This window comes from Aeromonas sp. 601027, from assembly GCF_049174455.1.
GTDB classification, from domain to species: Bacteria; Pseudomonadota; Gammaproteobacteria; order Enterobacterales; family Aeromonadaceae; genus Aeromonas; species Aeromonas veronii_A.
Genome location: NZ_JAAKTN010000035.1, coordinates 1 through 647, shown reverse-complemented (window position 1 = coordinate 647; position 647 = coordinate 1). Strand labels below are relative to the sequence as shown.

Below are 647 nucleotides of genomic sequence, written 5' to 3'. Positions count from 1 at the left end.
TCCTTCATCGCCTCTGACTGCCAAGGCATCCACCATGTACGCTTAGTCACTTAACCATACAACCCCAAGAAGTGTCGGTGAAACCGGCACGGCTTGTTGTCGTACAACAAGGACCAAATAAAATTTGGTTTTCGCCAAGAAGTTTCCAAAGCACTTGTAACAAATGTTTGAGAACTACTTTTTAAATCAGCTTTCCAGATTGTTAAAGAGCATGTTTGCAACGGCTCAAGGCCGAAGAAAACAGAGTTAAGAATCAGTTTCTTAACTCTGCATTCTTGTTAGCAAGAAGAGAAGTGGCGTCCCCTAGGGGATTCGAACCCCTGTTACCGCCGTGAAAGGGCGGTGTCCTAGGCCTCTAGACGAAGGGGACCCCGGGTCTGCTTTGCAGTGCTTGCGCACTGAGACAACAGGTAGCAGTAAACTGCTATTCACATCCCGTTATCCGGCAGAGGAGGTTTTCTCTCATCCATCCCGAGGGCTGGACAACAGAAGCTGATGCATCTCTGCACCAGGTCTTTGCTCTAACTACTTTGAATCAAGGCAATCTGTGTGAACACTCAACAACTTCGTCATCTTAAGGTAAGGAGGTGATCCAACCCCAGGTTCCCCTAGGGTTACCTTGTTACGACTTCACCCCAGTCATGAAT

1 tRNA gene and 1 rRNA gene are annotated in these 647 nt (G+C 47.8%); both read right to left on the bottom strand.

The features are described from left to right. Positions 1-294: 294 nt before the first annotated feature. Positions 295-370: transfer RNA gene (locus tag G5193_RS21715), tRNA-Glu, on the bottom strand. A gap of 210 nt (positions 371-580) precedes the next feature. Continuing rightward, positions 581-647, bottom strand: a 16S ribosomal RNA gene (locus tag G5193_RS21710); the annotation flags it as partial.